This is a genomic window from Paraplanobispora takensis (assembly GCF_016863195.1).
Classification (GTDB): Bacteria; Actinomycetota; Actinomycetes; order Streptosporangiales; family Streptosporangiaceae; genus Planobispora; species Planobispora takensis.
The window spans coordinates 83,470-108,230 of record NZ_BOOK01000016.1 but is presented as its reverse complement, the minus strand read 5'-3'; the positions used below and the strand labels follow the sequence as shown (position 1 = coordinate 108,230).

General features: G+C 71.5%; 24 protein-coding genes. 12 read left to right on the top strand and 12 right to left on the bottom strand.

The features are described from left to right. Positions 1-63: 63 nt before the first annotated feature. Genes Pta02_RS12120 through Pta02_RS12105 form a run of 4 tightly spaced genes read left to right on the top strand, consistent with a single transcriptional unit; the run spans position 64 to position 2,545 of the window. The gene (locus Pta02_RS12120; protein WP_203874864.1) at positions 64-909 is read left to right on the top strand and encodes an ABC transporter ATP-binding protein; all 846 of its coding nucleotides are present in this window, start codon (positions 64-66) and stop codon (positions 907-909) included. 2 nt (positions 910-911) lie between these two features. Further along, complete coding sequence (locus tag Pta02_RS12115) at positions 912-1,742, top strand: ABC transporter permease (protein ID WP_203874863.1); 831 nt, start codon at positions 912-914, stop codon at positions 1,740-1,742. 30 nt (positions 1,743-1,772) lie between these two features. After that, complete coding sequence (locus tag Pta02_RS12110) at positions 1,773-2,009, top strand: helix-turn-helix transcriptional regulator (RefSeq protein WP_203874862.1); 237 nt, start codon at positions 1,773-1,775, stop codon at positions 2,007-2,009. Beyond that, positions 2,009-2,545, top strand: coding sequence for a hypothetical protein (locus tag Pta02_RS12105; RefSeq protein ID WP_203874861.1), 537 nt, complete (start codon positions 2,009-2,011; stop codon positions 2,543-2,545). Before Pta02_RS12110 ends, Pta02_RS12105 begins: the two co-directional genes overlap by 1 nt. A gap of 13 nt (positions 2,546-2,558) precedes the next feature. On the opposite strand, the gene Pta02_RS12100 is transcribed toward Pta02_RS12105, so the two are convergent. Then, positions 2,559-3,026, bottom strand: a complete 468-nt coding sequence (locus tag Pta02_RS12100; RefSeq protein ID WP_203874860.1) for a GyrI-like domain-containing protein — start codon at positions 3,024-3,026, stop codon at positions 2,559-2,561. Positions 3,027-3,162: 136 nt separating this feature from the next. Here Pta02_RS12100 and Pta02_RS12095 point away from each other — a divergent pair, with 136 nt between their 5' ends. Together Pta02_RS12095 and Pta02_RS12090 are read left to right on the top strand one after the other, a co-directional pair. Continuing rightward, entirely contained in the window at positions 3,163-4,602 is a 1,440-nt protein-coding gene (locus Pta02_RS12095) for a GuaB1 family IMP dehydrogenase-related protein (RefSeq protein ID WP_203874859.1), read from the top strand. Between the two features lie 186 nt (positions 4,603-4,788). Then, the gene (locus tag Pta02_RS12090) at positions 4,789-5,517 is read left to right on the top strand and encodes a YflT domain-containing protein (protein ID WP_203874858.1); all 729 of its coding nucleotides are present in this window, start codon (positions 4,789-4,791) and stop codon (positions 5,515-5,517) included. A gap of 73 nt (positions 5,518-5,590) precedes the next feature. Here the strand turns inward: Pta02_RS12090 and Pta02_RS12085 are convergent, their stop codons facing one another. After that, positions 5,591-6,520: a hypothetical protein gene (locus Pta02_RS12085; RefSeq protein ID WP_203874857.1), complete on the bottom strand. Its 930-nt coding sequence runs from the start codon at positions 6,518-6,520 to the stop codon at positions 5,591-5,593. Between the two features lie 92 nt (positions 6,521-6,612). Here Pta02_RS12085 and Pta02_RS12080 point away from each other — a divergent pair, with 92 nt between their 5' ends. Further along, positions 6,613-6,921 (top strand): type II toxin-antitoxin system Phd/YefM family antitoxin, encoded by a 309-nt coding sequence (locus Pta02_RS12080; protein ID WP_203874856.1) that lies wholly within the window; start codon positions 6,613-6,615, stop codon positions 6,919-6,921. 17 nt (positions 6,922-6,938) lie between these two features. On the opposite strand, the gene Pta02_RS12075 is transcribed toward Pta02_RS12080, so the two are convergent. The 6 genes from Pta02_RS12075 to Pta02_RS12050 all read right to left on the bottom strand — a co-directional run bounded on the left by Pta02_RS12075 (position 6,939) and on the right by Pta02_RS12050 (position 15,125). Continuing rightward, on the bottom strand, positions 6,939-7,340 hold the full coding sequence (locus Pta02_RS12075; protein WP_203874855.1) for a hypothetical protein: 402 nt from the start codon (positions 7,338-7,340) through the stop codon (positions 6,939-6,941). Between the two features lie 95 nt (positions 7,341-7,435). After that, on the bottom strand, positions 7,436-8,431 hold the full coding sequence (locus Pta02_RS12070; RefSeq protein ID WP_203874854.1) for a LacI family DNA-binding transcriptional regulator: 996 nt from the start codon (positions 8,429-8,431) through the stop codon (positions 7,436-7,438). A 105-nt stretch (positions 8,432-8,536) separates the two neighbouring features. Then, positions 8,537-9,493 (bottom strand): carbohydrate ABC transporter permease, encoded by a 957-nt coding sequence (locus Pta02_RS12065; protein ID WP_203874853.1) that lies wholly within the window; start codon positions 9,491-9,493, stop codon positions 8,537-8,539. Then, positions 9,490-10,464, bottom strand: coding sequence for a carbohydrate ABC transporter permease (locus Pta02_RS12060; RefSeq protein WP_203875019.1), 975 nt, complete (start codon positions 10,462-10,464; stop codon positions 9,490-9,492). The genes Pta02_RS12065 and Pta02_RS12060 overlap by 4 nt, the downstream gene beginning before the upstream one ends. Before the next feature lie 115 nt (positions 10,465-10,579). Then, positions 10,580-11,935, bottom strand: a complete 1,356-nt coding sequence (locus Pta02_RS12055) for an ABC transporter substrate-binding protein (RefSeq protein ID WP_203874852.1) — start codon at positions 11,933-11,935, stop codon at positions 10,580-10,582. Between the two features lie 418 nt (positions 11,936-12,353). Further along, the gene (locus Pta02_RS12050) at positions 12,354-15,125 is read right to left on the bottom strand and encodes a glycosyl hydrolase (RefSeq protein WP_203874851.1); all 2,772 of its coding nucleotides are present in this window, start codon (positions 15,123-15,125) and stop codon (positions 12,354-12,356) included. A 294-nt stretch (positions 15,126-15,419) separates the two neighbouring features. Between Pta02_RS12050 and Pta02_RS12045 the strand changes: the two genes are divergently transcribed. Both Pta02_RS12045 and Pta02_RS12040 read left to right on the top strand, forming a co-directional pair. Beyond that, entirely contained in the window at positions 15,420-16,817 is a 1,398-nt protein-coding gene (locus Pta02_RS12045) for a GH1 family beta-glucosidase (protein ID WP_203874850.1), read from the top strand. 105 nt (positions 16,818-16,922) lie between these two features. Continuing rightward, positions 16,923-17,897 (top strand): LacI family DNA-binding transcriptional regulator, encoded by a 975-nt coding sequence (locus Pta02_RS12040; RefSeq protein ID WP_239130313.1) that lies wholly within the window; start codon positions 16,923-16,925, stop codon positions 17,895-17,897. A gap of 52 nt (positions 17,898-17,949) precedes the next feature. Here Pta02_RS12040 and Pta02_RS12035 read toward each other — a convergent pair whose 3' ends face one another. Beyond that, positions 17,950-18,717, bottom strand: coding sequence for an SDR family NAD(P)-dependent oxidoreductase (locus tag Pta02_RS12035; RefSeq protein WP_203874848.1), 768 nt, complete (start codon positions 18,715-18,717; stop codon positions 17,950-17,952). A gap of 138 nt (positions 18,718-18,855) precedes the next feature. Here Pta02_RS12035 and Pta02_RS12030 point away from each other — a divergent pair, with 138 nt between their 5' ends. Next, positions 18,856-19,230: an FKBP-type peptidyl-prolyl cis-trans isomerase gene (locus Pta02_RS12030; protein WP_275423573.1), complete on the top strand. Its 375-nt coding sequence runs from the start codon at positions 18,856-18,858 to the stop codon at positions 19,228-19,230. Positions 19,231-19,534: 304 nt separating this feature from the next. Next, the gene (locus Pta02_RS12025) at positions 19,535-21,061 is read left to right on the top strand and encodes an ATP-dependent DNA ligase (RefSeq protein WP_203874847.1); all 1,527 of its coding nucleotides are present in this window, start codon (positions 19,535-19,537) and stop codon (positions 21,059-21,061) included. Between the two features lie 103 nt (positions 21,062-21,164). On the opposite strand, the gene Pta02_RS12020 is transcribed toward Pta02_RS12025, so the two are convergent. Then, positions 21,165-21,758 carry a DUF1707 and DUF4870 domain-containing protein gene (locus tag Pta02_RS12020; RefSeq protein ID WP_203874846.1) on the bottom strand — a complete coding sequence of 198 codons (594 nt, stop codon included), beginning with the start codon at positions 21,756-21,758 and terminating at the stop codon, positions 21,165-21,167. A 189-nt stretch (positions 21,759-21,947) separates the two neighbouring features. Here Pta02_RS12020 and Pta02_RS12015 point away from each other — a divergent pair, with 189 nt between their 5' ends. Then, entirely contained in the window at positions 21,948-22,286 is a 339-nt protein-coding gene (locus Pta02_RS12015; protein ID WP_203874845.1) for a hypothetical protein, read from the top strand. Positions 22,287-22,357: 71 nt separating this feature from the next. Here the strand turns inward: Pta02_RS12015 and Pta02_RS12010 are convergent, their stop codons facing one another. Beyond that, the gene (locus Pta02_RS12010) at positions 22,358-23,488 is read right to left on the bottom strand and encodes a DUF4192 domain-containing protein (protein WP_203874844.1); all 1,131 of its coding nucleotides are present in this window, start codon (positions 23,486-23,488) and stop codon (positions 22,358-22,360) included. Positions 23,489-23,560: 72 nt separating this feature from the next. Continuing rightward, positions 23,561-24,535 carry an EI24 domain-containing protein gene (locus Pta02_RS12005; protein WP_203874843.1) on the bottom strand — a complete coding sequence of 325 codons (975 nt, stop codon included), beginning with the start codon at positions 24,533-24,535 and terminating at the stop codon, positions 23,561-23,563. Positions 24,536-24,761 lie beyond the last annotated feature (226 nt).

Here is a 24,761-nt window from a genome sequence, read left to right as displayed (position 1 = left end):
AGATGTGCCTTCTCCTGTCATAGGAGTTGATTCGAATGTAGTAGGTCTACTACATTCATCCGCATGAGTACTGCGGTGAGTGTGCGCGGCCTGCGGATGCGGTACGGCGCGGCCGACGTGTTGCGCGGAGTCGATCTGGAGATCCGGCGAGGGGAGATCTTCACGCTCCTCGGCCCCAACGGGGCGGGCAAGACCACCACGATCGAGATCCTGGAGGGCTTCAGGAGGCGGTCGGCGGGTGAGGTGAGCGTGCTCGGGACGGACCCCGAGAAGGGGGGCGACGACTGGCGGGCCCGGCTGGGGATCGTGCTGCAGAACTGGCGCGACCACACCCGGTGGGGCGTGCGGGAGCTCGTCGTCCACCTGAGCCGCTTCTACGACGCGCCGCGCGACCCCGGCGAGCTGCTGGCCTCCGTCGGGCTGACGGAGCAGGCCGGGCAGCAGGTCGGCCGCCTGTCCGGCGGGCAGCGCCGCCGGCTGGACGTCGCGCTGGGCATCATCGGCCGGCCCGAGCTGCTGTTCCTGGACGAGCCGACGACGGGCTTCGACCCGCAGGCCCGGCACGAGTTCCACCTGCTGCTCACCCGCCTGGCGGCCGACGACGGCATGACCGTGGTGCTCACCACGCACGACCTGGCCGAGGCCGAGAAGCTGGCGCACCGGACCGCGATCCTGGTCGGCGGGCGCATCGCCGTCTGCGGCACCCCCGGCGAGCTGGCGCGGGAGGTGCAGGCGCAGTCGAGCGTGCGCTGGATCGAGGACGGGCGGGAGCGGGTGCTGTCCACCCCGGACCCCTCGCGGTCGGCGTGGGAGCTGCACAGGAGGTTCGACGGGCCGGTGCCGGGACTGGAGATCCGCCGGCCGTCGCTGGAGGAGAGCTATCTGGAGCTGATCGGGAGGGCGGCGTGAACATGAGGGCACTGCGTATCGGGATGCGGCGGGGCTGGGCCGAGCACATGCACCTGCTCAGGAACCGCAGGGAGCTGATCGGCACGCTGATCGGCGCCGTGGGCTTCTTCGCCCTGATGCTGCTGTGGATGGGAGACCGGCCCGTGAAGGGGACCGACGTCTCCAACGCGACGTTCATGACGGCCGGGTTCCTGGCCTTCACCGTCTTCTCCAACGGGCTGATGACCCTCCCGCTGTCGCTGGTCACCGACCGGGAGGAGGGGGCGCTGCTGCGGCTGCGCGCCGTCCCCGGCGGGATCCCCGCCTACCTCACCGGGCGGGCGGTGACCGTGCTGTGCCAGATCGCCCTGCAGAGCGCGCTGCTGGTGGCCACGGCCGTGCTCGTGGGCGGCGTCGCGCCTCCCCGGGACTGGCTGACGCTGGCGTGGGTGCTGGTGCTGGGCACCGTCGCCGTCGTGCCGCTGGGCGCCGCGATCGGCTGCCTGCTGCCCAGCTCGAAGTCCGGGGCCGGGATGGTGGCCCTGCCGATGATGCTCCTGCTCGTCCCCTCCGGCGTCATGTTCCCGGTGACGGCCATGCCGGAGGCGATCCAGTGGGTCGCGCAGGCGTTCCCGCTCTACTGGCAGGGGCTCGGCCTGCGCGCGGCGTTCCTGCCCGACTCGATGCTCGTCGCCGAGATCGCCGGGAGCTGGCGCCTGCCGTACGTCGCGGCCGTGCTGGGCGCCTGGACGGTGGCCGGGATGCTGCTCGCGCCGGGCCTGATCCGCCGGATGACCCGGCGGGAGTCCGGCTCGCGGCTCGCCGAGCGGCAGCTCGCCACGCAGGCCGCGTGACTGCGGCCCCCGGGCTGGGAGACTGCTGCGATGTCCGCGGAAGAGGTGTACAACCGCATCCCGATGCTCAGGGCCGAGCGCGGGATCTCACGCAAGGACCTGGCGGCGGCGCTGGGTGTGCACTATCAGACGGTCGGTTATCTGGAGCGCGGCGAGTACAGCCCGAGCCTGTACCTCGCCCTGCGCATCGCCGAGTATTTCGAGGTTCCCATGGAAGTCGTGTTCTCCCTCAAGCCGTTCCCCCGGCTGGGCAGCGAGGTGAAGTGATGACCGGCTGGAAGGAGCGCTGGCAGCGCTCACAGGCCGAGGTGATGCAGCGTGACATGCTGCCCGCCTGGTACGCCACGCGGGAGCGCCGGCGGCTGCTCGCCGCGGGCGCCGCGCTCGCTCTGGCGCTGAGCTGGGTGAACGCCGTGGTGGCATGGGTGATGGGCCCGACCGAGGCCCAGCGCTGGATCGTCCTGACCCTGCTGGTGGTCATGGGGCTGGTCTATCTCCCGGCCGTGACGCTGATGAACGTCGCCACCCGCGGCGTCACCGCGCTCGCCGAGCAACAGCTGGACGAGCGCCAGCTGGGCGAGCGGCTGCGCGCCGTCGCGCTGGCCCAGCGGGCGACGACCACGATCCTCGCCGCCCTGGCCGTCGTGTTCCTGGTCAACGGCATGTTCCAGGGACGCGGGCACACCGTGCCCGGGTCGGCGATGCTCTATCTGTTCCTGGCGCTGGCCCTGACCCACTTCGTGCTTCCGCTGATCGTCTCCTGCTGGCGGCTGCCCGACCCGCCGCCGGACGACGACGACTGAGACCCGGGGCCGCTCAGCGCATCGGCGGGAAGATCGCGATGTGGAGGTCCACGCCTCCGGGGTGGTGGATCTCCAGGTCGGTGGTGAAGGCGCGGGCCGGGGTGCCGCCGGACTCGGTGTGCTTCCACAGCTGCTGCCAGGAGTCGATGAGGGCGCCCGGCATCGGCCCGCGGGCCTCCAGCTTCAGCGCCGGGACGGCGGGCACCCGGACCGCGACCATGCCCTCGGGCAGCGCGGCGAAGGCGCGCACGGCCACCCCGACGATCTGGGTGTAGGCACCGTGGTGGTCGCTCTCGTAGTCCGTCAGGACCGCGTACAGGTTCTCGTCCACCCGGCCCGGCACGTACGCGAAGGCTCCGGGAGCCCCCGCCCGCTGCCACAGCGCCGGCAGCTTCGCCCGCGCGGGGTCCATCTCCTCGGCGTTGGAGGTCCGTACGGCATGGCCCACGACGAGCGTCTCCGGTCGATCAACAATGATCACAGCGCCTCCTGATGGCCACCCCGATAAAACACGCGAATCGGATCTTAACCCCCGCGCGGACCGAGTTGTCCCCCATGGGAGGTGGGCAAACGGGGAATGAAGCCCCATATCCATTCACCGCATAAGGTAGCTGCACGTGAGATTCCTGAATGAGACGGCCCCGGCCTACGACCTGACCTACAGCGACGTGTTCATGGTCCCTTCGAGATCATCCATCGGGTCGCGCCTCGCCGTCGATCTGTCCACCTCCGACGGCACCGGCACCACCGTCCCCATCGTCGTGGCCAACATGACCGCGGTCGCGGGCCGCCGCATGGCCGAGACCGTCGCCCGGCGCGGCGGCATCGCCGTGATCCCGCAGGACATCCCGATCGACGTCGTCGCCGACGTCGTCGACTGGGTCAAGCGGCGCGACCTGGTCCACGACACCCCGCTCACCCTCACCGCCCACGACACCGTGGGCGCGGCACTGAGCCTGCTGCCCAAGCGGGCCCACGGAGCGGTCATCATCGTCGACGGAGAGAGCCGCCCGATCGGCGTCGTCACCGAGGCCGACTGCCAGGGCGTGGACATGTACACCCAGCTGTCCAACGTCATGTCCGACCACCTGCTCGCCCTGCCCGCCGGGCTCGACCCCCGCGAGGCCTTCGACCGGCTCCACGAGGGCCGCCACCGCCTGGCCCCCGTGGTCGACGGCGACGGCCGCCTGGTCGGCATCCTGACCAGGACCGGGGCGCTGCGCGCCACCCTCTACACGCCCGCCGTGGACGACCGGGGCAGGCTGCGCGTCGCCGCCGCCGTCGGCATCAACGGCGACGTGGCCGCCAAGGCCAAGGAGCTGCTGGAGGCCGGGATCGACTGCCTGGTCGTGGACACCGCGCACGGCCACCAGGAGAAGATGATCTCCGCCCTGAAGGCGGTCCGCGCGCTCGACCCCGGGGTGCCGGTCGCGGCGGGCAACGTCGTCACCGCCGGCGGAGTGCGCGACCTGGTCGAGGCCGGCGCGGACATCCTCAAGGTCGGCGTCGGGCCGGGCGCCATGTGCACCACCCGGATGATGACCGGCGTCGGCCGCCCGCAGTTCTCCGCCGTGCTGGAGTGCTCCGCCGAGGCCCGCCGCCTGGGCCGCCACGTCTGGGCCGACGGCGGCGTCCGCCACCCCCGCGACGTGGCCCTGGCCCTGGCCGCCGGAGCCGCCAACGTGATGATCGGCTCCTGGTTCGCCGGCACGTACGAGTCCCCCGGCGACGCCCGCACCGCCGCCGACGGCCGCCGGTACAAGGAGAACTACGGCATGGCCTCGGCCCGGGCGGTGAAGCTGCGCACCGCCGAGGACTCCCCCTTCGAGCGGGCCCGCAAGGCCCTGTTCGAGGAGGGCATCTCCACCTCGCGGATGTACCTCGACCCGGTCCGGCCCAGCGTCGAGGACCAGATCGACGCGATCGTGGCGGGCCTGCGCTCCTCGTGCACCTACGCGGGGGCCTCCACCCTGGAGGAGTTCCACGAGCGCGCGGTGATCGGCGTGCAGAGCTCCTCCGGCTACACCGAGGGCATGCCGCTCCACCAGAGCTGGTAGTCCCCGGCCGCCCTTCCCGCTCCCCGCACCGCGCCCCCGCGCCCCCGCGTCCCGGACCCTCGCACGGCCCGGGGCGCGGGCGCCGGGGGCTCCGGTGACGGGAAAACCCGGCGGGGCATGCATCCTCACCGGCGCCCCGGGTAGCCCGCTTCCCCGAGTCACTCTCACTCGGAAGGGCGAAAGGACATGGCACAGCTACCCGTGGGTCTGGACACACCGGTCGTCGTCGACCGCAGGACCCTGGTCGGATACGACAACTACCTTGCCGCGCAGCGGGCCGTCGACGCCCTCTCGGACGCGGGCTTCCCCGTCGAGAACACGGCGATCGTCGGCAGCGACCTCCGGCTGGAGGAGACCGTCACCGGCAGGATGACCAACGGCCGGGCGGCGCTCGCCGGAGCCGGGAGCGGCCTGGTCTTCGGCCTCGTGGTCGGGGCGTTCCTCGGCCTGTTCACCTCGACCACGATGTCGTTCATCGTGCTCGTGCTGTGGGCGGGACTGTGGGGCGCGGTGATGGGCGCCGCGTTCGGGTTCATCAACCACTTCTTCACCGGCGGCAAGCGCGACTTCGCCTCGCGCAGCGCCATCGTCGCGGGCCGCTACGACGTGCTGGTCGCCGCCTCCCACCTCGACCACGCCCGCGCGGTCCTGGAGGGCGGCCACCGCCCGGCCGCGGCCGACACCGTGGTGGTCGAGCCCCCGGCGTCGGCGGGCGTGTACGACCCGGCGACCGGGCGTCCCGCCGCGCAGCCGTACGACCAGTCCGTGACGCCTCCCGTCGCGCAGCCGTACGACCAGTCCGTGACGCCGCCCGCCACCGGGGCGCAGGACCCCTCCGCCCCGCCCGTCCCCCAGGCCCGCCGGCACGACCCCGCCGAGGACCGTCCCCTCACCTCTGAGCAGCGACGCCACTGAGACGGGGTGCTCAAGGCGGCACGGGGAGGAGTCCCCGTAAGTGGAAGCGCCGCGGTCCCGCCGCCGGCCGGGCCTATCCGGTCGGCTGCGGGATCGCCTCCACCGGCCGCGGGATGACGACGAGGTCCCGTGTGTCGCTCAGCTTGCGCGGGGGGCACCCCTGCTGGGCGGGCAGCACCACGATCGGGGCGTCCATCGTCCCTCCCACCGCCATGCCCTGCAGCGTCCGTCCGCCGCAGGGCATGCCGGCGGGCATCAGGACCTCGATCGGGGTGGGCGTCGTGACCTGCGCCAGGCGCGGGGGCAGGGTCGTCAGCCAGGTGAGGACCAGGAGGCTGGCGACGAAGGGCACCCCGGCCCACCGCAGGCCCCTGGCGAGGCGCTCGTAGCGCCGCTGGGTCTCATAGGCCGAGGCCGCGTCGACGACGCGCTGGACCCGCCGTTCGAGGTCCGTCGCGAGACTGGACAGCGCGGCGCTGTCGGCGGCCGAGCGCAGGTCGTAGACGCGGCCGCCGATCTCCACCGCCTCCACCGGCTGACTGGCCAGCAGCGCCCGATGGGCTTTGTTGTGGTCCTGGGTCAGCTGCCAGATCGCGTCGCGGGAGGCGCCCAGCAGGTCGGCGCGGCGCTCCACCACCAGATAGCGGATCAGGCCCGTGGCCGGGGCGACGAGGCGGGGGTTCGGATAGTCGCCCTGGTCCTCGCGGTCGAGCTCGGACAGCTCGTCGATGCTGCGCTGGGGCACCGACAGGACCTCGGCCGCCCGGTAGAGCGTCCAGACCACGCTCGCCAGCGTCCCCAGGACGGCCGTCAGGGCCACGGTCACCGCCCAGGGGCCGACGTCGTCCAGGCCGTCCAGGTCGCGCAGCTGCAGGCCCGCCACCAGGGCGGCGACGACGGTGGCGCTGGCCCCCACCAGCCAGCGGGCGGCCGCGCGCAGGTCGGAGGCGTGGGAGACGTCATTGGCGACCGACGGGGAGAACTCGATCCCGGACGCGTGCATCACCCGGTCCTCTCGCGCCGCCGGCGCATCAGCTCGTGATGAGAGGGCAGTTGTAGTACAAATGTACTACACCCGCTCCCGCAGGGGTGCCCATGACGGCGAAGAAGCGACGGATCGGCCGGGCGGACATGCAGATCTACAAGATGCGCGACCTGAACCAGAGGACCGCCGAGGTCATCCAGGAGATCAACGACTCGGGGAAACCGGCGGTCATCACGCGCCACGGGCGGTTCGTGGCCCTCATCACCCCCCTGATGGGCAAGGGGCTCGAAGGGGAACTCGTCGCCCGCCTGCTGGAGGAGCACGGCGCCCTCCTCGGCGAACGCGACCGGGCCGGCACGGAGCCGCAGGGCTGGTCGAGCGCCGAGGTGGCCAAGCGGCTCGGCCTCGACCTGCCGTAACCGGCACACGGCGGGCGTCAGAGCAGGCGCACCATGTCGGAGACGTGCAGGATCCGCACCACCCACCGGCTGATCGCCTCCCCCTGCCGGAGCGCGGCCTCGTACTCCGCCGGGGTCGGGTCGCGATAGATCAGGTAGTAGTCCCACGCCCGCCTGCGGTCCTCCCACCACCGCTCGCCCACGAGGTCGTCGTCATCGGGGAGATCGGCGTAGTCCGGCCCGGCCGGCAGGTCGTCGGCCAGGGCGGCGGCCCGGTCCGACAACCCGCGCCGCCAGGCGATCTTCCCCTCCCTGCCCCTGACCCACCCCTCGTCCCTGCGGCGGTTGCGGCGCGGGGGGAAGCGCAGTTCCTCGCCGACGGCCAGGATCTCGGCCTGCACGGCGGGATCGCCGATGTTCTCGAAATCGGCGTCAGTCATCCTGTCCCATCCGACCCCGGCCACGATCACCTCCGCACTGAATGATCCATCCGGCCGCGGACGGCTTCAACCCGCCCGGGTGCGGGGATCGGGTCTCAGGCGGATTCGCGGACGACGAGTTCGGTGGGGAGCATGATCGGGTCGGCCGGGCCGCCGGTGGTCAGGCCGAGCAGCAGACGGACCATGGCGGCGGCCTGCTCGACGACGGGCTGGCGCATCGTGGTCAGGGGCGGCTCGGTGTAGCGGGCCGCCTCGATGTCGTCGAAGCCCACCACGGCCACGTCGTCCGGGACCCGCCGGCCGGCCTGGCGCAGCGCCTGCAGCGCGCCGATCGCCATCAGGTCGTTGGCGACGAAGACGGCGTCGAGCTTCGGGTCGTCCTCCAGGAGCTGGCGCATCGCGATGGCGCCGGACTCGCGGGTGAAGTCGCCGACCGCGACGATCGAGCGGTGGTCGGAGCCGCGCATGACGTTGCGGTAGCCGGCCAGGCGGTCCTGGCCCCCGATCATGTCCTGGGGCCCGGCGACGGTGGCGATGCGGCGCCGCCCGGCCTCGATCAGGTGACGCACGGCCGTCTCGGCGCCGCCCACGTTGTCGTTGTCGACGTAGGGCAGGTCCACCGGTACGGCGGGCCGGCCGTAGGAGACGGCGGGGATGCGCATGCGGGTGACCGCGACGGGCAGCGGGTCGGCGCCGTGCATCGAAATGATCATTACGCCGTCCACGTGGCCCCCGGCGATGTAGCGCTCCACCCGGGCGTGGCTCCTGGCCGACCCCGTCAGCATCAGGACGACCTGCTTGTCGGCCGCCTCCAGCTCGGCGCTGGCCGAGCGGATCACGGTGGAGAACATCGGGTCGTCGGAGAACACCCGGGTGGGCGACTCGGAGACGACCAGGGCGATGGAGTCGGTGCGCTGGTTGACCAGCGTGCGGGCGGCGGCGTTGGGGACGTAGCCCAGCTCCTCCACCGCTCGCATCACCACGTCGCGGATGTCGGGGGCGACGGTCGGGTGGCCGTTGACCACCCGGGAGACGGTGGCCCGGGACACTCCCGCGCGGGCGGCGACCGCCTCCAGGGTGGGGCGCTTCATGCGGGCCTCCGATAGACCTTCGGTTGGCACGACGATAGTCCATCGGAGGACACGTCGTGGATCTTCACGGGAGCCCGGTCCCATGCCCGGGCGCCCGCGGCGGCATCAGCCCTTGACACTGCCCGCAAGCAGTCCGCGGACGAAGTAACGCTGCATCGACAGGAAGACGATCAGCGGGACGATCACCGAGACGAACGCCCCGGCGGTCAGGCGCTGCCACTCGTTGCCCTTCGTCCCGGCCATCTGGGCCAGCCGGACCGTCATGGGGGCGGTCTCGGCCGTGCCTCCGGCGAAGATCAGGCCGACCAGCAGGTCGTTCCAGACCCACAGGAACTGGAAGATGCCGAAAGCCGCCAGGGCGGGCGCGACCAGCGGCAGGATCAGCCTCCGGAAGATCACGCCGTGGGTGGCGCCGTCCACCCGGGCCGCCTCGATCAGCTCGCCGGGCAGCTCCGACATGAAGTTGTGCAGCAGGAAGACGCCCAGCGGCAGGGCGAAGCAGGTGTGGGCGAACCACACCTGCGCGAAGCGGGAGGCGCCCTCCAGCTCCCAGGCGGGCATGATCTGCGTTCCGAACACCGAGACGCCCTCGGAGAAGAACGACAGCAGCGGCACCAGCGCCATCTGCAGCGGGACCACCTGCAGGGCGAAGATGCCGATGTAGATCAGGTTGCGCCCGCGGAAGGGCACCCAGGCCAGCGCGTAGGCCGCGAAGGCGGCGAAGGCCAGCGGGAACAGCACCGACGGGATCGTGATGACGATCGAGTTGATCAGGAAGCTGGCCATCTGCCCGGAGGACGAGGAGGTGCTGAACAGCACCTGCCGGTAGTTCTCCAGGGTCAGCTGCGGGTCGGCGAAGAACGTCCACCAGCCGGTGGTCTTGATCTGGTCCTCGGGCCGCAGCGACGACAGGAACAGCCCGAAGGTCGGGGTGGTCCACAGGAGCGCGATGACGATCGCCACGATGCCGGCGGTCCTGCTCGTCAGGCTCTGGCGGACGCGCTGGGCGGCGCCCCTGGCTCCGGACTGCGTCACCGTGACGGTGCTCGAAACGGTCGTCATCGGACGGCCTCCCGGCGCTGGCGGATCTGGTAGACGACGATCGGCGTGACGAGGACGAACAGGAAGACGGCCAGCGCCGCGCCCTTGCCGGTCTCGCCGTACCGGAACGCCTGGTTGTACATCTCGTTGGCGATGACGCTGGTGTCGAACTGGCCGCCGGTCATGGTCCGGACGATGTCGAACAGCTTGAGGGTGCCGATCGACTGGGTGACCAGCACCACGACCACGGCCGAGCGGATGCTCGGCAGCGTCACCCGGAAGAACATCTGGACCGGGGAGGCGCCGTCGAGTTTGGCCGCCTCGATGATCTCGGCGGGGATGCCCTTGATGGCGGCAGAGAGCACCACCGTGGCGAAGCCCGCCTGGATCCACACCATCACCACGATGAGGAACAGCGTGTTGAGCGGCGGCTCCAGCAGCCACTGCTGGGGCGTGCCGCCCAGGGCCACCACGATCTGGTTGAGCAACCCGATCTGGTCGCTCTCCTCGGGCCGGTAGGCGTAGACGAACTTCCAGATGATGCCCGCCCCGACGAAGGAGATCGCCATCGGCAGGAAGACCAGTGACTTGGCGATCGACTCGAACCGGGTGCGGTCGACCACCACGGCGTACAGCAGGCCGACGGACGTCACCAGGATGGGGACGAGCGCGAGCCAGATGAGCGTGTTGCGCAGCACCGTCACCGCTTCGGGCTGGGTGAACATCCAGATGTAGTTGTCCAGCCCCACCCACGCGGCGCCGTCGCCGCTCATGAACGACAGCATGGTGGTGCGCACCGCCGGCACGACCAGTCCGATCGCCAGCAGGATGAGCGCCGGGGCGAGCAGGATGGCCGCGTGCAGCCGCGCCCGCTGCCGCATCGGCGCGCGGTCGAGCAGGAGCAGCAGCAGCGCGACCACCGCGCAGAACGCGACGATGCCGAGCAGCAGCTGCACGAGCTTCGGCTGTTCCGCCGCGAAGTCGAAATCCAGGTTCATCGGAGAACTCCGGGAGGGATCGTGCCGGTGAGGGGACGTCCGGCTCCGCGGCGGGAGCGGCGGGGTCGCCGTGCCGCGCGCGGAGCCGGACGCCTGGAGAGGTCCGGGATCAGGACTTCGGCCAGGAGTTCTCGATGAAGTCGAGGACCGTCTTGGTGTCCTTACCGTTGATCCAGTCGGTCATGCCCTTCCAGAAGGTGCCGGCGCCGACCGCGGCCGGCATCAGGTCCGAGCCGTCGAAGCGGAAGACCGTGTTCGGGTCCTGGAGCATCTCGATGGAGAGCTTGTCGATCGGGTTCTGCGCGTTGGCGATGTCGACGCCCTTGTTGGCCGAGACGTACGTGCCCAGCTTCATCCGGGCGTTGGCGTAGTCGGCGGTGGCCAGGTAGGCCTGCACGGCCTGGACCTCGGGCCGGTCGGCGAAGGCCGCGACGAACTCGCCCGCGCCGAGCACCGGCTTCTTGGCCGGGTCGTTGCCGGGCAGGTAGAAGGCGAACACGTCGCCGTCCTCGGCCACCTTGGTGCCCTCGGGCCAGAAGTTGGCGTAGAAGGAGGCCTGGCGGTGCAGCGCGCACTTGCCCGCGGTGATGGGCACGCCGCCCTCCTGGAAGGCGGTGCTGGCGATGCTCTTGACCGGGCCGTAGCCGCCGTTGACGAACTTGTCGTTCTTCAGGATCGCGCCGACCTTGTCCACCGCGGCGACGACCTTCGGGTCGTTGAAGGCCAGCTTGTGGCCGACCCACTCGTCGTAGCCCTCGGGGCCGATCTCGCGCAGGAGGACGTCCTCGATCCAGTCCGTGGCGGGCCAGCCGGTGGCGTCGCCGGACTCGATGCCCGCGCACCAGGGCTTGACACCGCCGGCGGCGATCGTCTCGGAGAGGGTCATGAGCTCGTCCCAGGTCTTGGGGATCGCCCAGCCCCTCTCCTTGAACATGCTCGGCGAGTACCACACGAAGGACTTCACGCTGGCGCCCAGCGGGGCCCCGTAGAAGACGTCGTCGATCGTGCTGTACTTGGTCCAGTCAGCCGACCAGTTCTTGTCGGCCAGCTCCTTGACCTTGGCGGAGGCGGGCTTGAGCTTGCCGGCCTTGGCGAAGCGCTCCAGCAGGCCGGGCTGCGGGAAGAAGGCGATGTCCGGCGGGTTGCCGCCGTCGGCGCGCACCTGGATCTGGGCCTCGAACTCGCCGGTGCCCTCATAGTTGATCTTCATCCCGGTGCACTTCTCGAAGGGCGCCCAGGTCTGCTGGAACAGGTCGGCCTCGACGTCCCGGATCGGGGAGTAGATCGAGACCTTCTTACCCTCGTGCTTGCCGTACTCCGCGTACGGAGCGCACTCGGCGGACGTGCCGCCGTCGCCGCCCGCCGTGCTGGTCGGCTCGGACGAGCCGCATCCGCCGGCGACGAGCGCCAGGCCCACGCTGCCCGCGATCAGGGCGACGCGTGCGGGATGAGAGAGGAGCGACATGGACCCTTCCTCCATTACTTTGCCGGGCCGGCCCCGCCTGGGGGCCGGGCGGGCCACCTCGCGACGTCCGCGTGAGGCCACCGCGTGACCGCGTTATCTGCCTTGATGGCCGCCGCCCTCACCGATGTGAGAGCGCTCTCTGCAGCTTTGTGGGCCGGGGGCGGGATGTCAATGATTGTGATCCTACGGTTACGCAGTTGCTAATTCGATATTTCAACAACGTTCCAAAGGCCGCTCCAAAGGGATGAGAGCGCTCTCGAAAACGATCGGGCGGGGGCCCGCAAGGCCCCCGCCCGGCGGGTGCCGCGCGACCGGCTCAGCCTGTCGCGCAGCGTTGTGACGCGACCCGGTCAGCCCGTCGTCCGGCGTCGTGGCACGGCCCGGTCAGTCCGTCGCGGGTGCCGCGCCACGACCCGCGTCAGCTCGTCGCGAAGGTGAACCAGTTGAGGTTGACGAAGTCGGCGGGCTGCCCGCTGCTGAAGGTTACGTAGACGGTGTGGGTGCCCGTGACGCCGGCGATGTTCGCCGAGACCGTGCGCCAGCTCTGCCAGCCTCCGGTGCCGGCGATGGCGAAGTCGCCGATCGGGGCCGCCGTGGGGCTGTCCAGGCGCACCTGGACCAGTCCGCTGATCCCGGCCCCGGCCCCGGAGGCGACGCGGGCCCTGAACTGGGTGGCCGCGGTGCCGCCGAAGTTCACGCCGTCGAAGCGCAGCCAGTCGCCGTTGGCGATGGCGCCGATGTTCTGCCCGCCGCCGGTGTCGGTGGTGGTCTCCACGATGGTGCCCGACTGCGCCTGGTACTTCTCCGCCTGGATGGTGGAGCGGGCGTCGACCCCGCCGGGCTGGGTGGGCGTCGGAGTCGGAGTCGGAGTCGGGGTCGGGGTCGGAGTCGGAGTGACGGTCGGGGTGGGGCTGGGCGTGGGGCTCGGGCTGGGGCCGCCGCCGTTGCCCGGCTCCGTCCCGCTGCCCGCCGGCCCGCGCCAGGCCATCGCCCTGGCCGGGACCGAGAGCGTCTGCCCGTCGGAGAAGCGCACCGTGACGGCGCTGCCGGAGACGTTGTAGGCCACGTACGTCTTGCCCGTGCTCCTGGTGAGCACCGCGTACGTCGGGACGTCGGCCGTGACCGAGTGGTCGGGCGTGCCCCAGGCGTTCAGCGCGGAGATCCAGTGGTAGGCGTGGGCCTTGGAGTCGCCGTCCTCGGGAGCGGGGTCGGCGCCCAGCCACAGCGACTGCGCGGTGGCCGGGTCGGCCATCGCCAGGAACTGCCAGATGACGTCGCGCCACTCGGTCTCCTGGCCCCCGTTGGAGGCGCGCAGCTCGTTGACGTTCTGCTGGATGTCGGCCTTCCAGGCGCCGTTGTACAGCGAGCCGCCGGTGATCGGCAGCATGTTGATGCCGTGGATCTCCTCGGCGTTCGCGGTCCACCAGGTGGAGTAGCTGGCGCCCGCACCCCACACCATGCCCACCGTGTCGTGGCCGTAGGAGGAGGGGAAGACCGCGTTGGAGGCGTCGAACCAGTACTGGCCGATCGCCTCGCGCTCGGTGGTGTACTGGTAGATGCCCATGTCGCGCAGCGCCGTGTCGCCCGTGGCCTGGCCGAACAGGACGGCGGCGGCGTTGAACATCATCGCCTCCGACGACGACTCCTGGTTGTTGCCGTGCCCGAAGCCCGCGTGGCCCGAGGCCCAGGCGTGCCCGGCGTAGGGGTCGAAGTTGCGCAGGAACGGGAAGCGGGTGTCGGACCTGTCGTAGTTGGCCGCGTCCTTGACCAGCAGCTTCAGCATGCCGCCGTACTGGGAGTCGGAGGCCCAGGCGGGGTCGTGCTGGGCGATCATGGCGCCGGCCAGCACGTAGTAGCCGTAGTGGAAGTGGTGGTCGTTGAGCTCCCTGTCGGTGCCGTAGCCCGCCGGATAGCCGATCAGCGTCTTCCAGGCGGAGTCGTAGGCGAACAGCCGCGAGCTCTCCCCCGAGCCCGCCGTGAGCCAGTCGGCCAGCCGCGTCTTGACCAGCTGGATCGCCTTGTCCCTGCCCGCGGTGTAGCCGATCTGGTTGGCGACCGGGATCAGCGCCGCCAGCCGCCACAGGGCCTTGCCCGTCCAGTAGGTGTCGGTGGCGCCCTTGTAGGGGTCGGCCGCGTTGAGCTCGGCGTCGATGCCGGCCCGCAGCCTGGCCCGGTCGGCGCCGGGCGCGATCGGCAGAGCGGGCAGCACGCCGTTGAACTTCGCCGTGGTGGTGAACGACGCGCCCTCGCGCAGGCGCATCTCACCGCGCGGCGAGGCGTAGCGGTACGCCGTGACCGTGTCGGCGGAGTTCGCCCACTGGTGCCGATAGAGCGCTTGCAGAGTTCCCGTCTGAGTGCCCTGCCGAGCGGCCGTGGAAGCCGTGTAGGTGGCTCTCAGCTGGGCCGTCGCCGCATCGTAGGACCAGCTGACCCGGCTGTCGGTGACGAACGAGTAGGCGTACTTCTGAAATAGAGAAAGCGCTCCCCGGGCGGGCAGCGCTGCCACCGAGAAGAAGGACGCGGGGGCGCCGGCGGAGGCCGTACCGGTCAGCGACCAGGTGACGCCAGAGGGGGCGAACAGCGCGTAGTCGTGGCCGTTGACGGTTACTCCGAGTACATTCCCGCTGTTCTGCCAGACGGTGGTGGAGCCGGTGAAGTTCACCAGCGCGTTCCCGCCGGTGACCTCGGCGAAGACGTACGGCGAGCCGTGACCGATCGTGGTCCGCAGCGTGCGGGTCCCGTCACTCCAGCGCGGGGTGACCGTCCAGTCGCCCCAGCCGTCGACCTCGGTCCTCGGCGCGTTCAGACCCGCCACGCCCACGTTGAGGTCGCTCTGGTGGATGTGCTCGTACATGCGCCCGTCGGAGGAGATCCCCGGGTTGCCGGGGTATCCGACGCTGATGCCCGAGGCGTTGGCGTGGAAGGACATCGGGTGGGCGTACATGTTCTCGGAGTACGGGTTGCCCGCGTAGCGCTGGAAGACCAGGGAGGACCACCAGTCGTTGGTGGGCACGGCGCGCCCGGCCATCCGGCCGGTGACCTTCGGGCTGACGGCGGCGCCGTCGGAGTCGGACGGGCCCGCGGCGCCGGCCGGGCGGGCGGAGGCGTAGCTGCCCGAACCGACGTCCACCGCCAGGGCCGGGCCGGCCAGGGCGACGGGGGCGGTCACCGCCGTCGCGACGACGGCCACCGCGGCGATTACTTTGCGTAAGGGGGGTGAGAAGCCCACGGATACCTCCTCGGGTACCGGGCTGCCGGCGGCACGGAGTCGCCGGAGAGGGACAGTGGTGCAGAGAGCGCTCTCTGTTGCAGGACCGTAACGATGCATGGACCTCACGTCAACGAATCCTCACCGCCGTTCCCTCCCAACTGCCGGACACCTCTCCTTGACATGCGCGTCCGGCTGCCACAATGCTGTGTGAGAGCGCTCTCTGCCGTTCGGGGCGAGGCGGGGTTGACGGCGAGGCGAAAGGGGCTGTGGGGCATGAGCCTGTCCACAGGAACGTCCGTGGGGATCTCCGAGGAGACCGCGGGCAAGGGCGACATCACCTTCCCGAAGGGATTCGTCTGGGGGACGGCGACCGCCTCCTACCAGATCGAGGGGGCCGTGAGCGAGGACGGGCGGGGGCCGTCGATCTGGGACACCTTCTCCCGCACCCCCGGCAAGGTCGTCGGCGGCCACACCGGTGACGTGGCCTGCGACCACTACCACCGCTACCGCGACGACGTGGCCGTGATGGCCGACCTGGGGATGCAGGCCTACCGCTTCTCCATCGCCTGGCCGCGGATCCAGCCGGACGGCTCCGGCCCGGTCAACCCCCGCGGCCTGGACTTCTACGAGCGGCTGGTGGACGAGCTGCACGGGCACGGCATCACGCCCATCGTGACGCTCTACCACTGGGACCTGCCGCAGGCCCTGGAGGACCGCGGCGGCTGGACCAGCAGGGAGACCGCCGAGCGCTTCGCCGAGTACGCCGCGATCGTCCACGGCAGGCTCGGCGACCGGGTCGAGACCTGGACCACCCTCAACGAGCCGTGGTGCTCGTCCTTCCTCGGCTACGGCGCGGGCATCCACGCCCCGGGCCGCACCGAGCCGGGCGCCGCCTTCGCCGCCGTCCACCACCTGCTGCTGGGCCACGGGCTGGCGACCGCCGAGCTGCGCGCCGCCGGGGCCAAGCAGGTCGGCATCACCCTCAACCTGGCGCCGATCAGCGGGAACGACCCGCTGGCCGTGGCGCACATCGACGGCCTGCAGAACCGCATCTTCCTCGACCCGGTCCTGCGCAAGGAGTACCCGGCCGACGTCGTCGAGCGCGCCCGCCGGTTCACCGACTGGTCCTTCGTCCGCGACGGCGACCTCGACCTCATCGGCGCGCCCATCGACCTGCTCGGCGTCAACTACTACAGCCCGACCACCGTCGAGCTGCGCGCGGGCCAGCCCGCCAACCCGGTGCACCCGGGCAGCGAGGGCATCGCGTTCGTCCAGGGCGAGGAGGAGCGGACCGCCATGGGCTGGTCGGTCGTGCCCTCCGCGCTGACCGACCTGCTGGTCAGGCTCTCCCGCGACTATCCGGGCACGCCGCTGATCATCACCGAGAACGGCGCCGCCTTCGACGACGTGCTCGTCGACGGCCGCGTCGCCGACGAGCGGCGGATCGCCTTCCTCGACGGCCACTTCCGCGCCGCGCACGCCGCGATCGAGGCCGGCGCCGACCTGCGGGGCTATCTGGTGTGGTCCCTGATGGACAACTTCGAGTGGGCCGAGGGGTACGGCAAGCGCTTCGGCCTGGTCCACGTCGACTACGCCTCCCAGAACCGGGTGCCCAAGGACAGCGCCCTGTGGTACCGCGAGGTCGTGCGGCGCAACGGGATCCAGTCGTGAACCGGCCGCGGACGTGAGCCTCCGCGAGCCGGACGCGGGCGTGGGCCGGCGCGGACCGGACGCGGGCGTGGGCCGGTGAACGCCGTCCGGCCCACGCTGGAGAAGGTGGCAGCCAGGGCGGGGGTGTCCCGGGCCACCGTCTCCCGGGTGGTCAACGGCTCGACCCAGGTCAAGCCGGAGATCCGCGAAGTGGTGATGCGCGCCGTGGAGGAGCTGGGCTACGTGCCCAACCTCGCGGCGCGCAGCCTGGTGACCCAGCGCGCCGACTCCATCGCCCTGGTCTTCCCCGAGCCCCCCTCCCGCGTCTTCTCCGACGACCCGATGTTCGCGAGCATCATCCGCGGCGTCAGCCAGGAGATGGACCTCGCCGACAAGCAGCTCGTCCTCATGCTCTCCGGCTCGCCGCGCGGCCAGGAGCGGGTCGAGCGCTACACCACCTCCCGGCACGTGGACGGCGTGATCCTCGCCTCCCTGCACGGCGCCGACCCGCTGCCCGCGACGCTGGCCCGCAGGGGCGTGCCGGTGGTGTGCGGGGGCCGGCCCATCACCGGCGGCGGACCCCCCTCGGTGGACATGGAGAACGTCGGCGGCGCCGAGCAGGCCGTAGGGCACCTCGTCACCTCCGGCCGGCGCAGGATCGCCACGATCGCCGGGCCGCAGGACATGATCGCCGGAATCGACCGGCTCACCGGCTACCGCAACGTGCTGCGCGACTCCGACCGGCGCTCCATCGTCGCGGTCGGCGACTTCACCCGGGACTCCGGCGCCGCGGCGATGCGCCAGCTGCTGCGCGACGACCCCGCGCTCGACGCCGTCTTCGCCGCCTCCGACATGATGGCCCTGGGAGCCCTGCAGGTGCTGCGCCAGTCCGGCCGGCGGGTGCCCGACGACGTCGCCCTGGTCGGCTTCGACGACGTCCCCGCCGCCGCCTACGCCGAACCGCCGCTCACCACCGTGCGCCACCCCATCCACGACATGGGCCGGGAGCTGGCCAGGCTCGTCCTGTCGCTGGCCTCTGGCGAGAGCGTGGACACCCCGGTGGTCCTGCCCACGGAACTGATCGTCCGCGAATCGGCGTAGGCCCCCGCGGAGAGCGGCGGCGGTTCCCGCGGAGAGGGAGGGCGGGCCGCGGTCAGACCCTGCGCCAGCCGCCCGCGGCGTGGATGCCGCCGTCGACGTGCAGGGTCGTGCCGGTGACGAACCCGGCCATGGCGCTGGCCAGGAACACCACCGCCCCGGCGGCCTCCACCGGGTCGCCGAGGCGGCCCAACGGCGGCAGCCGTACCGGCTCGAAGGGCAGCGGGTCGGCCAGCATGCGTTCGCGGACGGCCTCCTCCCCTCCGGTCGGCAGCGCGTCGGGGGCGATGGCGTTCACCCGGATCCCCCGCGGAGCCAGTTCGAGCGCCAGCGAGCGGGTCAGGCTCTCCACCGCCGCCTTCATGGCCGCGTACACGGCGAATCCCGGGGCCGCCTGGTGCGCCTCGCTGGAGGTCACGTTGACGATCGAGGAGCCGGGCGGCATCAGCGGCAGGAAGCGGCGGATCACATCGGTGACCTGGGTGAAGTTCTCCGCGATCAGGACGCTCTCACCGCGCGGGGAGACATCGGCGAAGGCCGCGTGGAACGTCCCCCCGGCGTTGTTGACCAGGACGTCCACCCGCCCGAAGCGCTCGCGCACCCCCTGGGTGAACACCTCCAGCGCCATCGGGTCGCGCACGTCCGTGGTCATGGTGAACGCGTCGTCGAACCCGCCGATCGGGTCACGGTCGCACAGCGCCACCTGCGCGCCGAAGACCCGCAGCGTCTCCGCGACCGCCCGTCCCAGCCCCCGGGCCGCCCCGGTGACGACGGCGACCTTCCCGGTGAGCAGGATCTCCTCCGGCACGTACGGCTTGCGCATGCCACCTCCACGTGATCTTCCGAGGGTACGACGCCGGAGCCGTCACGTCCCCTTCTCCCTCACGCGCTCTCCGAACCCCGTAGAGTCGTCCGGTCGGCCGGAACCCGGCCGGCACGCATCCGACCAAGGAGAGACCACGTGGCACTGGAGAAGCCGGAGATCGACTTCCCGGAGGGCAACCCGCCCTCGGAGCTGCAGATCGTCGATATCGTCGAGGGAGACGGCCCGGAGGCCAAGCCCGGCCACCAGGTGAGCGTCCACTACGTCGGCGTCGCCTTCTCCACCGGCGAGGAGTTCGACGCTTCCTGGAACCGCGGCGAGACCTTCGAGTTCTCGCTCGGCGCGGGCCAGGTCATCGCGGGCTGGGACCAGGGCGTCGCGGGCATGAAGGTCGGCGGCCGCCGCCGCCTGACCATCCCCGCCCACCTCGGCTACGGCAACCGCGGTGCCGGCCGCGTCATCAAGCCCGGCGAGACCCTCATCTTCGTCGTGGACCTGCTCGGCGTCCGCTGACCCCTTCAACGGGTGCCCGGCCCCACCCGGCCGGGCACCCACCCCCTCCCCCACCCTTTTCCTCAGGCTGATCCCGCCCCCGGTCACCGCCGGACCCCCCCGACGACGCCGGTACGGCGCGCCGAACGCCCCCGGACCGGCCCCGTCCCCCCTCACCGCCCGAACCCCGCCTGGTTCTCCCGATGGCGCCGGGACGGCGAGAGGCCGGACGGAGGGGTGCGGCGCCGTCGTACGGTGTGAAGCGATCGGGAATCCCGGGAGTCGCCCTCACGGATTGTCGGGGTGAGCTCATAGGCTGAACACTGTGCTGCTGATCGATCTCGCGCGTACCTCCGCGGCCGTGGCCGCCGACTCCGCCCGGCTGGCGAAGATCGGCCATCTCGCGGAGCTGCTCAGCCGGGTCAAACCCGACGAGGCGGAGATCGCCATCGCCTACCTCTCCGGCGAGCTGCCCCAGCGGCAGATCGGCGTCGGCTGGGCGAGCCTGCAGGACCTCCCCCAGCCCCGGCTGGCCGCCACCGCGACCCTGCACCAGGTCGACGACCTTCTCAGCCGCATCAAGGCCCAGGCCGGTCCAGGGTCCCAGAGCGCGCGCAAGGCCATGGTCGCCGAGCTGTTCGCCTCGCTCACCGGGCCCGAGCAGACCTTCCTGTCCCGGCTGTTGCGAGGGGAGCTGCGGCAGGGCGCCCTCGACGGGGTGATGATCGAGGCCATCGCGAAGGCGTCCGGTGTGCCGTCCGCCGAGGTCAGACGGGCGCTGACGCTCCGGGGCTGGCTGCCCGCCGTGGGCGCGGCCGCGCTGGGCGACGGCGTCGACGCGCTGCGGGCCTTCCGCCTCGAAGTGGGCCGTCCCGTGTCGCCGATGCTGGCGCAGAGCGCCACTTCGGTCACCGCCGCCCTGGAACGGCTCGACGGACCGGCCGCGATCGAATGGAAGATCGACGGGGTCCGGATCCAGGTTCACCGCTCCGGCGACACCGTGTCCGTCTTCACCCGGACCCTCGACGACATCACCCGCCAGGTCCCCGAGGTCGTCGAGGCGATCGGCGCGCTGCCGGCGCGGGACCTCGTCCTGGACGGCGAGGTCATCGCCCTGCGCGAGGACGGCCGGCCCGCGCCCTTCCAGGTCACCTCGGGCCGCGTGGCCAGCCGGACCGACGTGGACTCGGCCCGCCGTACGACCCCGCTGAGCATGTTCTTCTTCGACGCGTTGCGGGCGGACGGCGCCGACCTGCTCGACCTGCCCGGTGCGGAGCGCCAGGCGGCGCTGGCCGCGAACGTGCCGGCGGAACTCGTCACCCCGCGCCTGGTGACCGACGACGCCACGGCGGGTGAGACCTTCTTCGCCGACGCCCTCCGGAGCGGCCACGAGGGTGTGGTGGTGAAGTCGCTGCACAGCCCCTACGCCGCGGGCCGCCGAGGCGCGGGCTGGATCAAGGTCAAGCCGCGGCACACCCTCGACCTGGTCGTCCTCGCCGCCGAGTGGGGCAGCGGTCGCCGTGAAGGGTGGCTCTCCAACCTCCACCTGGGCGCCCGAGACCCGGAGACCGGCGGCTTCGTCATGCTCGGCAAGACCTTCAAGGGCCTGACCGACGAGCTGCTCACCTGGCAGACCGAGCGCTTCCTCGCACTCGCCGACGGCCCCACCGACAGCTGGACGGTCACCGTCCGCCCCGAGCTCGTCGTCGAGATCGCCTTCGACGGCGTCCAGCGGTCCAGCCGCTATCCCGGCGGCATGGCCCTGCGCTTCGCCAGGGTCCTGCGCTATCGCCCCGACAAGACCCCCGACCAGGCCGACACCGTCGACACCGTCCGCGCCTTGATGATCTGAGGCCTCGACGCTCCGACCCCCCGAAGGGCCGCCCCGCCCGGCCCTGTCAGGTGCTCGCCCCCTCGACGAGCACCTGTCCCCGAAGGGCCGCCGCGGCGGGTGGTCATTTCACCAGGCGCAGGGTGAGCGGATAGCGGAAGTCGCCTCCGCCCAGGGCCGCCACGCCGCCGACGATCGACAGCACCACGCCCGCGATCCACATCACGGGCAGCAGGACGACTCCCACGACCGTGATCGCCAGCAGGATCGAGGCCCCGATCAGCGTCAGGTGGAAGTTGAGCGCCTCCACCGCGTGCCTGCGGATGTAGGGGGAGGTGTTGCCGGCGGCCAGGAGCATGACCAGGGGACCGAGCACCACAAGGCCGGTGAGCGGGAGCAGGTGCGCCGCGGAGGCGCCCACGCGGTCTCCGGAGCTGTCGGCCCTCGCACCATGGTGGCCGGGGACCGCGACGCCCCCGGTCTGCCCGAACGGGTACGGCGCCGGCATGGAGGGGCGGGAGCCGTACAGCTCATGCATGATCGGCATGAGGTCTCCGTGGACCTTGGCCGTCATCGCCCGCTCCAACCGGTCGTCGAACTCGGTCTCGTCGAGCCGGCCCTGCGCGTACGCGGCCTTGACGTGCTCGACCACGTGCTCGCGGTCCTGGTTGCTGACGCGGAGGTGGGCGTAGGCGTGGCGGGGCCCTGCGGCCGGCACGCCCCCGTGCCACGGATTCACCGACGGTGTAGCTGTGCCTGCCATCGAACCGTTATCCCTTTCGTTGGTGTGATGACCTCCATGTTTGTCCAGGGCAGGGGTCCGGCACATCCGGGTTGTCCCCGAGCTGTCCCCTAGAGTCCACCCGAGACGCACCATGGAACGGCTCAGGGATGTATAAAAAGGAACATGAGATGGCGGGATCGCTATGGGTTGAGGCGTCGGCGCGGGCCGAAGATCTCGCGGTTCGACCGCGATGCGAACGACGCCGACATCGAGGCGCTCATCGCCTTCGCCAAGTCACGTCGCGGTGTGGAGTTCTACGTCGAGCCGGAGACCTTCGCGACGGACACCACCGCGGTGGCCGTGGCCGACGACGGTGAGTGGACCCGTCGCCGGGTCGGCTCCCCCGCGGTGATCGGCAAGGTCGCCCGCGGTCTCGCCCTTCCGGTCTATGACGTGCAGCTCACGGGATATCCGCCGCGGATGCGTGCCTACAACGAGCGGCGCAAGCTGGAAGACGGCTGATCGGCGCCACCCCACGATCACCGGCCGCGTGGACGCACCGCGGTCTCCCTCGTCGTCTCCCGCCCTCCCCGTCATCTTCTCGGGGCCGGGACAGGCGGGCAGGGGCCTTCGTCGAGTAAGGCGGCCAGCGGGAGCAGCCAGGTGGCTCCGGGGCTGCCCATCTCCTGGTCCAGCTCGTCGGGGCTGGGCATCCTGTCCTGGAGCGCCTGGGGTGGGAGCAGGTGGTGCAGTGCCTGCAGGAGCAGATTGGCCATGGAGTAACCGGGATCGGCTCGGCGGGCCCGGGCGAGGGCGATGCCCGCCAGGGCGGAGTCACCGCTGCGCCAGGCGGCCATGCCGAGCAGGGAGGCGACCGGAGAGACGAATCTCGGCTCCAGGCGGCGGGTGAGGTCACACCAGAGGCGGAGATGGATCTCATGGGTCTCGTCGGTGATGAGGGTCCAGGCCTCGTCACGGATCCGGATCACCGCCAGGTCGAGCCCGAGCCTGGCCGCCTGCTCGTCGTCGATCCGCCCGCCCGACGCGTAGACGCCGATGGTCCCGTGCACCCGTGCCACGCCGTCCGCGACGATCTCCGCCGCGAGCCCGTCGACGTCGTCGCACTCTCTCAGCCTGCGTCGCATCCCCTCCACGACGCGGGCGGTGGCGCGGCGCATCGCCGCCCGCTCGGGCCCGTCGACGGGATCGAGTGAGCGCTCCAGGGCCTCCCGGTCGGGCAGGGCGACCAGGCCGTGCACGATGGCCTGGGCCGCGATCGTGCCGGCCTCCCGGTCGTAGGGCGTGCCGGAGGGGGGACAGCAGTCGGTCCGCGAGCAGATGTAGGACCAGTAGCGGCCCTCCTCGGCCCGGAGCATGTCGAGGAGGGCGACCCCGCTCTCGTGGAACAGCGCCATGACCGCGTCGGCGGCCGGGGTCACCAGCGGGCCCGGGCCGTATCCGATGGCGATGACCTGGGTGATCCCTTCCTCATGGAGCATGGGGAGGGTCCTGCCGAGGCCCGGGTCGGACAGCGGCAGGTCCCAGCGGACTGTGAGATGCACGCGTCCGCGGGGCGGGCCGCCCTTCAGCCCGATGATGACGAGGCTGTCGTCGGGGTGGAACCCCAGGAGATAGGGCACCGCGCCGAGGACGTCCTCCGCGGAGCCGAGCAGGAAGTGGGGCTGCCCGGCCGGGAGGTGGGGGTCGGTGGTGTCGGTTGTCATAGCCGGGAGTCTCGCCCGGCCCCGGCGACGGCGTTTTCCCCGAACGTCGTTCTGTGGACGGCCGCCGGCCGCTCAGTGTCCCTGTGGAAAAGCTCCGGGCGGGACCTGCCCCGGCGGGGTCTGGCGTGGCGGGGCCTGGTGCGGCGGGACCTGCCCCGGCGGGGCCTGGTGCGGAGGTGCCTGGTGCGGCGGGAACTGGCCCTGGGGGAACTGGCCCTGGGGGAAACGGCCCGGAGGCTGGGCCGGGGGGAAGCTGCCCGGCGGCTGCGCACCGGGCCGGACGGCGCCGGACGGGGGCAGGGAGGGCGTCAGCCGTACCCGGACCATGACGGCGGCACCCGCGACGGCGGCGGGCATCGCGATCACCGCGCCGAACGGGATGAGGAAGAGCAGGAAGAGCAGGACGCCGAAGCCGAGGGCCGTGGACTTGTTCGCGCGCAGTACGGCGAAGCGGCGTTTGCGGGCCAGGCCCCTGCGCTCCATGGCGAGGGTGGTGAGCTCCACCGTGAGGAAGAAGCCGGAGACCATGGCGCCCAGCACGGGGACCACCGTCTGCCCGATCACCGGGACGAACCCGAGGAAGAACAGCGGGATCGTGAACAGCAGCACGTATGCGAGGGTGATCAGGCTGTCCTTGATCGACCTGGGGATCGACTTCCACAGCGGCACCTCGTGGCCGCGGGGCACCTCGCCGTACGACTCCTCCACCTTCTCGGAGAGCTTCTCGTAGAACGGCTCACCGACGACCAGGGTCACCGCCGCGAAGGTCACCGCGGCGAGCACCAGTCCGCCGCCGAAGATCACTATGCCGATGAGGAAGCGGAAGGTGTTCCTGACCCCTTCACTCCATCCGTCGGCGAACGGGGTCGCCCATTCGGCCGCGTCCCCCGCGTAGGTGCCGAGGAAGTAGAGCCCGACGGCGTAGAGCACGAAGACGATCAGTGCCGGGACCAGCCCGAACAGCCACCATCGAGGATGCCGCGCGACCCAGCTCAGCCCTCGGAGGAAGAATTTCATGCCGTCCATGAAGGAGCGGATTACACCCATGTTCCGAGATTATCGGGATCGGCTGATCACCGCGTGACGGCGCCGATCCCCGCCCCGCCGTACCGGCGCCGCAGAGTGTGGAGACCGGCACTCGGCGCAGGGCGGTCAGGGCGTCGTACGGCGGAGCGAGGGCGACCATTCCGAGGTCGAAGAGGCGCCGGTACGGCGGAGTGGGGGTGACCCGTGCCGGGGCCGGAGAGACGTCGGTGCGGCAAAGCGGGGGTGA